The following is an 8,062-nucleotide window of genomic DNA, read 5'->3' as shown; positions in this document are numbered from 1 at the left end:
AATAGAAATAGGTAAGGATTTGATATAATCACCGCCTTTTCCCCTTCTCCACACCGTGCGTGCGACTTTCATCGCACACGGCGCTCCATCTTTTTAGATTTTTATTACAATAGGTTCCAAGTTACTCATTTTTCGGTACAGGTTGATTTTCTGAATCGTAGAGTCTGAAAATCCAAACGGCGACATGAGTTTGACAATCGTCTCTGATTTTGTAGCATGAACAAGTTTATGGATATCTTTGTGTAGAATACGTAGATTGCTAAAATCGTCTGTCCCACCTAAATGGATTGGCAAAAGATGATGGCAATGCACGTAATCAGCAGTTAGTAAAATGCCAGATATCTCGCATTTGCCACCCTGCATACTATATCTACTCAGTCTGTTATCCAGGTATTCAATGCTACGGTTTGGTATGTTTGACTGCATTAGTTTAATTAGTTCATATCTAATATCCGTCTTTAAATCCCTATGAAGTCTCTTTCTTCCTTCTGATGTATACGGATTTAACGTCTGCTGAAAGCATAGGTTGTTAACCGTTTTTACATCTCTGAACGGAAAGAGATATACACCTGCGACCTTAAAGGTTCTATATCTGTTCCTGTAGAACTTCTTGAAGGTTGGCGGGGCATTATCAGGATATTGGTATTTACCAATAACTTTGAGACGATTGTATGTGAATGCTTTCAGATCAAAGGCAAGTCGTGAGAACTCTACACTAACATGTGTTGCACGTGAAAAGTAATTGTGTAAACCAAGTACAAAGCTATTGAAGAGAAGAGCGTTTTGAGTAATTGGTGCTTTGTGCAGATTCTTAATGCGCTCTCTTGCTTGCTTCTTGATTTCTGCTCTCTTCTTTTCATTTATACCCGTATAGGCGACTCTTCTTTTTCCTTTTTTCTCAGCCCATATTGTGAATCCCAGGAAATCAGATTTACGTTTCCTGAGGTTTACAATCTGTGATTTTTCGGGTGAGATGTCTAGTTTAAGGCGGTCTCTAAGATAGAGTCTTACAGCGTGATACCACTTCTGAGCTGATTTCCAATCCCGACAAAGAATTTTAAAATCATCGGCGTATCGCACAATATATCCTTCTTTAAGATTGGTTTTCTTGAGTGCTCTGATCCTGTGATAGTCTCCTGCATAGGCGTATTGAGTTTCGAAGTTTGTCCATTGTCCTGCAACCCACTGATCCAAGTCATTTAATACTACATTTGACAGGAGAGGAGATAAGATTCCACCTTGTGGTGTGCCTTTCAACGGTATCCCTTCATCTTCAATTTCAGCTTTAAGCATTTTGCTGATGATTCGAAGTACTCTTTTATCCCTAATACCCATATTCCATAGTTGTTTCAAAAGCAATGTGTGGTTCACATTATCGAAGAATCCTTGAATATCAACATCAACGACATAATGGAGATTGGTTGTGTTTATAAGATGTTGTACTCTCGCTAGAGCGTTGTGTGTTGATCTTACCGGTCTAAACCCGTAACTATGTTTATAGAAGTAAGCTTCCGCAATTGGTTCAATAATTTGTTTAAAACATTGCTGAATGATTCTGTCAACTATGCATGGAATGCCTAACGGTCTTTTCTTTCCATTAGGTTTTGGTATAAGGACTCGCCTAACCTTTTTGGGTTGATAATTCAAAAGCTTGTTTCTTACGTGGCTCACAATCTCTTCTTCTGTTAGTGTCTTTATATTCTCTATGGTTTTGCCATCTGTTCCTGGTGTAAGTGAGCCTTTGTTTGATTTAATTGTTCGAAAAGCTAGGAGGATGTTCTGATGTGAGTTTATTAGCCCGTATAAATTATCGAACTTTTTTCTTCCTAGTGCTTTTTCGTGTAAATCAGTAAAAGTACTCGTCATGTCGTAGTAGTCCCAGTATCGAAGAGTTTGCACTGTGGCTTCACCTCCTTACGGTGATTCCCCACGTTCCTACCTGATCGGTGCAATTCACTTTTCGGAAAAATTGTTTATTATCTAAAAAGACTTGAGGCTGTTCCTCCGTAGCCATTACAGCCACTTCATTGGTCGTGCCTCTACTCTCACAAGGATTAGTACATTTCAGCAAATTTCTGCCTTATAGTAGACGTCTAGGATGACAGTCCTGTAAATCGACGTTCCTTGCTTTCCTTGTACCTTGTGACCTAGCTATGCTTGCTAGACCTTAGGTGCCTCCTTTGAGCCTGTGGACTTGATATCGCCATTGTTCGATATAGCGTGTTTCCTAGACTACAATCGTACTCTACGCTATCCACCCTGACTTCTGTCAGTACATATGTTTCCATATGTTATGAATTTAGACCCGTACATTCGGAGGTTCGTCAGGTTTTTTACAACCATTCTCACCATAGTCCGCTTTTCAGCCATCCGGCATATCAGTTAGCATACCTTCTCAATAGAGTGGCTCCAGCTTCCCTTCTGCCGACTTCACCTGTGCTTCATACCCGACACGCTGTCCGTGTCACGCACGCAGGAGATTAACGGAATTGTTTCAGGATACATGGTTCCCTCTTTCCAATTCTCGGTCGCAAAGTTGGACTTATTTAGTTAAGTCCCCGCTTTTCCCGAATTGTTCGGTTATAGCGGAACAAGTCACACGTTGTCTTCATTGATTACCATCCCGCCGTATGGCACAAAAATCTTGGTGTTATCGCCTGTATTACTAGCAAGGAACATATCTTTCATATGTGTTGCTGGTGTTCTGTTTTTGTTTTTAATGGATACCGTGAAAAAATCACCGACTTCTAAGAGATATCTTCTATTTTCACTTAGCAAAGACTCTGTTGTATTTGGGAACAAAACTTTCATAATATCATCGGTGTAGAAATTGCTGAAATCCGTGACATATTTCCCCTCAAACGTATTCGGGTCTGCTGGATCTCGATACACTGGAATGTAAAGTTTATGTTCATGTACCATTTCGACTTCGAACAAGTTACCCGTAGTAGCAAGCTCCTCATTAAATTCTTTATACATGTTTGGTGTGACGTATCCCTTTGTTCGTACCGCATCCACAAATCGGGTGACCGTCTTGTGTGCAACAATTTGAGCCAAGTCATCTTGACGTTCCATACTTTGATACAAAGGATATATGAACAAAAGTATGATTCCTATAATCGAGGCAAGTAATTTTGATAATTGAGACCCCAACGTGCCCTCCTCCTTATGTAAAAATGATGATTGTAATTACTCCCTCTGAATTACGGACATATTTTGCTTTGTACGATTTATTCAGGTTAACCATGGATACATCTGTGTTATCAATGTCAATGGACGGAGTGAAGGTAATTCCTTCTACCTTGATATCTGCTTTAATGCTTTGAATACGTTGTACGCTCTGCAAGACTTCGGCGCCAGTGTATGTCTCTTCTTCAATCGAGCCAGTAGTAGTAAATAACCTATAGTCCATTGTCGATACTTCTTGAATGGATCCCTGATATCTCTGCTGTTGTTCTAGACCTAGAGCAGCCGATCCTAAAGCAATAGCGAAGATCATGATCCATGCTGCGTAATAAATAAAATCTTGTGTATTCTGATTCAACTTTATCGTTCCTTTCTTGAGAATTTCCCTTCTCTATGAGAGAGAAGGGAAACACTTGAGAAATTAATCAGGGCGCTTGTTGAAATTCGATACCTACAACAACAGAGTTAGCATCTCGAACGACTTTAGGTTCGAACATTCCCGATAAATTAATGTAAGCAGGGGATTTAGGATCTTCTGCTTTAGCAAAGTCATTCGTTTTTGTTGCAGTGACTGTTCCGTCACTTGTAAAAGGGTTACCGTAGAAGGAAACGTCGCCTTTACCCGTAATTACTTTTATTCCAAATTGAGGCTTTCTCGCGTACTGACGGATTGCGTTAACGACCTGGCTACCTGTTTTTGAACCACTGGTGTATTGAGTGTATTTGGAGTTACTCATTACATTAAAAATACCATTGATTTCATCACCAGCTTCTTTAGTTTTTTCTTGTGCTGTATCTGTAAAATAAACAATAATAGCTATTAGCGTTACTGTTAGAAATATTCCTGCAGCTACCTTCAGCCAATCTGGTACGTTATTCATTTTTTATTAACTCCTTTTAATTGATAGATTGTGTTTGATCAAATAGGAAAATAGTAAATGCGATGATCCTAATGGATTCACCAATCATTTAGAAACCGATCCCTGACATGCTCTTATACGACATATAGATCATCGGAAAAACCAGATACGCTGTAATTAAAAGACTAGTGGGCATAAATCCAATCAACTTCCCCATCACTGCTTTTTGTAGAATAATCCGAGTAATCTTTTCCTCTTTATCCTTGGCATGGTATTCTTGCTGCATATTAAGATCATTGAAAGATTCTCCAACGGACACTCTCTCGCTTGCACGGATCAACCTTCTCACAACCCGGTCAAATGATGCAAAGGGTGCATCTTCACGTAACTCTTGTAATGCTTGTTCTGCACCACTTTCAAAGTTCAGTACAGCTTTTCTTAAGGGTGTCTTGAAAATGACACTAAAGCGTTCTAGCCATTCTAAGACCGTATCCACTGACATCTGATCAAACTGCATAAGGATCGAGATTAACGTGTGGAACTGGTCCACCTCATTTTGCATCTCCATGGCACGCATTCGTCTCTTAAACTGGAGAACCCACATCGGTATGTAATAGACGATAAATGCTACCCCGAAGGCTATAAATAGTTCCCACCATTTGAAGTATTCATTCTGAATAGTGTTCATTTTGGTTAAAATTCGAGCCATGGTTTGCTCCATCATTGCCGGATCCATGTTGATGCTGGTCTGAGCTTCAATGGTCTGAACCAAACTATCTCTTGATTGATCTTTCACCTCCTTAAAATCATTCATTACTGCGTTGTCAAATGATGTTAATTGATTCGCTTGCTGTAGTTCATCACCTGTTAACGAACCCAACAGGTTTGCTTGTGCTACTGTGGGAGTCGTTAGAATTTGATGAGCTGCATTGTAGTGCAGGAATACGCATAGAATGACAACGGCAATAAAACTTGCCAAACTCACCGTCAACCGTTGTATATAAAACCACTCTTTAGTTAGTGGCGAGTTTGATTCTTTTAGAAGCATAGATAGTTTATAATGCGCCCTTGTATGCCGCTGAGGAACTAATCGATCTATAATCCATTTAGCCCACGGCCAAGAGTAAACTTTCTTTTCCCACTGTGTCTTAGGAGAAGAACCCCCGCCCTTATCCTCGTCAAGTTCTCCAACCTTACGAACGAACATATAACTGATTACAGAAGCAGCAAATATGAGAATTAATATGATGTATCCCAATCTGCTACTGTAAAACTGTTCTGTGACTGGAAAAGAAGTCTCCGCCCACTTTCGAACAGGAAAAGATAGAAGAAGTGGCGATAAGGCAATCATTGTCAGACCCTGTAGTTGGTAATTCAGCATTCTTCGACGCAGCATGTCATCTCTAATTTGTTTAACAATCTTAGTGATCGTGCCCAAATACATTGATCCATCAGAAGTTATTTTGTCGCCGTATTCCATAATCATGTGAGATGCACCAGCAAAAATTTTGAGATAGCGGTTGGGTGCAACCGTGTAGTACTCACTTAGTTGGGCTTGAGGATCTTCTGAAGAAATCACATCATGAATCTTTTCGATTTGCAGTTTAATGGCATGTGGAGATATTTGAGCTGCGTTATACAGGGCATCATCCACTCGCTGTGTTTCTTGATACTCATGACGCGTTTCTTCCAAAAAATCTGCAAACTGATTCAATAATCGACTCTCCACTCGACTCACAAAAATAGTAATAAGCAGTCCGTTTGCCACTATGGCTACGGCTATCGCAATCATGATGGCGATAAAGCTCCAACTGACAAAGGCAACCAACGTTATACCAACAAAGATTAAGCCTAGAATCAAAAAGGTAATCCGCATGGTTTCTTTACGTATGGTGAATTCGTCATAGGTATTGATTAAAGACAGCCTTCTACGAATACTTATGAGTTGGTTCCGTAGAATAGGCATCGCTGAGAATCTGTCATACGACTTTTGATAAAAAACCATCATTTTGGCGTTTGTTCGCTTTTGAACACGACTAGCGTTAAAGATATCTACTCTTTTTTTCTGATCTTTCCTCGATTTAAAAAAGTAGTAAATCAACGGGATACTCGTAAGTGCCATAAGTGAGAGGAGAACGATTAAGCTGGTAGACATTGGTCTTGTCCTCCCCAATGTTTATTTAAAAACATATCAAATGCGATACAATCTTCCTCAAGCATTGCTTCTTTCATCTGCTTGATTCGTTCCGGAGAAATTGGATTGATAGCTACATATCCTCCATCTCTATATTCAATAACATTAGCTTCTTTCCAAATTGGTCCGTACTGTCTTCGTAAGCTTTCTTTCTTCATCTCCTCGTAATCTTCTGTACGATCGAAAAATGTTTCGTCGTACTGAACCAGATTAATCTCCGTGAAACGCTCAAGATAACGTTTCCCCGTATGATCACGAGTTGCATGTACGTCCCATTTGATTGCTTCCGCGACTTGTTGCTCCGCTAATCGTTCATCTTGAAGTATGTCCATGGATAGGAGCGCATCTCGGAACCATTTAATTAGCTGCTTAGCCGATACTGCGTGATGGGAAAATATCGTAAACAAACTGCCTGACTGCGTCATTTGAATCATCCAGGAAGCAACGGACTGACTTGCTACCTCTCCCAAAATGCTTACATCCGTATCCAATTTCTTCTTTAGATCCAATGCTTTCTGTCCTGGAACGGTTGGTATTTCTTTGAGTGCCATGGAATTTCTACCTGGGTAGAGTTGTCGCAAGTTAAGTTCGAAAATAAGTTCCAGCGTTCGCAAATTCAGAAAGGCATAAATAAATCCGATACTAGTCATCATCAATGATGTTTTACCTGCACCCGGATTCCCAGTGAATCCGGTTGTTTGCCCACCTTTCATTAAAAACTTGAGCATATCTCTTGGTAGCTCGGCATTTTTATGAGAGTCTGGAATCAAAAATTCCATAGATAGATTGGGGATATCAAATTTCCGTACCCAAAATGCCCAATTCTCAGCAAATGGTGGACGGACAACGACAACACGCGATCCATCTGCCATATCGTTCACTACATAGCCTGTTGTTTCTGTTAAGGGACCAGGACTATTATGCTTGTAGATGTTTTGTGCAACACGCTTAGTTTCCAATTCTGATTCGAATTCCAAAAATGATAGGTGAATCGTTTTACCTTTGTGAAAAATCGATACAGAGTTATTACCGCGTTTGGTATGTCTCATCCTGCCCAACAACTCAATTTCATGCTCCACTGTCTTCATTTTTTCTGGTGCCCCGGAGACACCTCCAGATACTCCATCGATGGTCATATCCCGAATTTCATCGATTACGCCAAACCCTTTGTATAACTGATATACTCGCTGAACAACGATACTGAGTTTATCCTTGTAATCCAGGTTGCGGATCTCTTTTCGATAGATTTCTCGTATTTCATCATCTGTGATGATGTAAGATGGGGTTTTCCCATCTTCAATGACATATTTGAGTTGACCTAAATCATACTTTTCGATCATGTATGTCAGTGCTTTATAGCCATGCTCTTTCTTGAAGTGGTGCATTAGGATGTCGAAACGGTCCTGTGAGGTTAATTTTTCTGGTTGCGTAAACGGCAGCACCAGATCGATATTGGTCTCATTAATTCCATAATCACGTTCAAGAATGTTGTCGATCTGCTGCTTCACATAAATTTTGTCGCTAATTTCTCCCGAAACCGTGTTACGCAATGATTTGCGAAATTGATTGACGATGGCTTGTCGCCTTTCAAACTCTTCACCTGACAGACCCATATCCATTAAGTTTGTGTTAATGAATTCATTAATCATGACTTTTGTGAAGTCGACCAAAACAGGAATGGAGTACTGTTCTGCTCTCGCTTGGGCCAAGTCATCATTTTTCCGAATTGGTTTTTTCCAAAGCAAGTATAGGAAAAGTGTGATAAAACCCAGGACAGTAGTGGCTATAATCAAAAAATTAATAATGCCTGATGATGCCATCT

6 protein-coding genes are annotated in these 8,062 nt (G+C 40.1%); all 6 read right to left on the bottom strand.

All coding sequences use genetic code 11. The features are described 5' to 3' along the window. Positions 1 to 93: 93 nt before the first annotated feature. Complete coding sequence (gene ltrA, locus Q0V21_RS31305; RefSeq protein WP_285080847.1) at positions 94 to 1,899, bottom strand: group II intron reverse transcriptase/maturase; 1,806 nt, start codon at positions 1,897 to 1,899, stop codon at positions 94 to 96. Positions 1,900 to 2,595: 696 nt separating this feature from the next. Then, a complete protein-coding gene (locus tag Q0V21_RS31300) occupies positions 2,596 to 3,153 on the bottom strand; it encodes a hypothetical protein (RefSeq protein WP_301882360.1) in 558 nt (185 codons plus the stop codon). A gap of 13 nt (positions 3,154 to 3,166) precedes the next feature. Then, positions 3,167 to 3,544 (bottom strand): hypothetical protein, encoded by a 378-nt coding sequence (locus tag Q0V21_RS31295; RefSeq protein ID WP_301882359.1) that lies wholly within the window; start codon positions 3,542 to 3,544, stop codon positions 3,167 to 3,169. A 67-nt stretch (positions 3,545 to 3,611) separates the two neighbouring features. Continuing rightward, on the bottom strand, positions 3,612 to 4,067 hold the full coding sequence (locus Q0V21_RS31290; RefSeq protein WP_301882358.1) for an ABC transporter permease: 456 nt from the start codon (positions 4,065 to 4,067) through the stop codon (positions 3,612 to 3,614). An 88-nt stretch (positions 4,068 to 4,155) separates the two neighbouring features. After that, positions 4,156 to 6,201 carry a hypothetical protein gene (locus tag Q0V21_RS31285; RefSeq protein ID WP_301882355.1) on the bottom strand — a complete coding sequence of 682 codons (2,046 nt, stop codon included), beginning with the start codon at positions 6,199 to 6,201 and terminating at the stop codon, positions 4,156 to 4,158. Continuing rightward, positions 6,186 to 8,060 carry a P-loop NTPase family protein gene (locus tag Q0V21_RS31280; protein WP_301882354.1) on the bottom strand — a complete coding sequence of 625 codons (1,875 nt, stop codon included), beginning with the start codon at positions 8,058 to 8,060 and terminating at the stop codon, positions 6,186 to 6,188. The genes Q0V21_RS31285 and Q0V21_RS31280 overlap by 16 nt, the downstream gene beginning before the upstream one ends. Positions 8,061 to 8,062: the final 2 nt, after the last annotated feature.

Source organism: Paenibacillus sp. 11B, assembly GCF_030487755.1.
Classification (GTDB): domain Bacteria; phylum Bacillota; class Bacilli; order Paenibacillales; family Paenibacillaceae; genus Paenibacillus; species Paenibacillus vandeheii.
The sequence above is the reverse complement of the archived record's forward strand: the minus strand, read 5'-3'. Positions and strand labels throughout refer to the sequence as shown.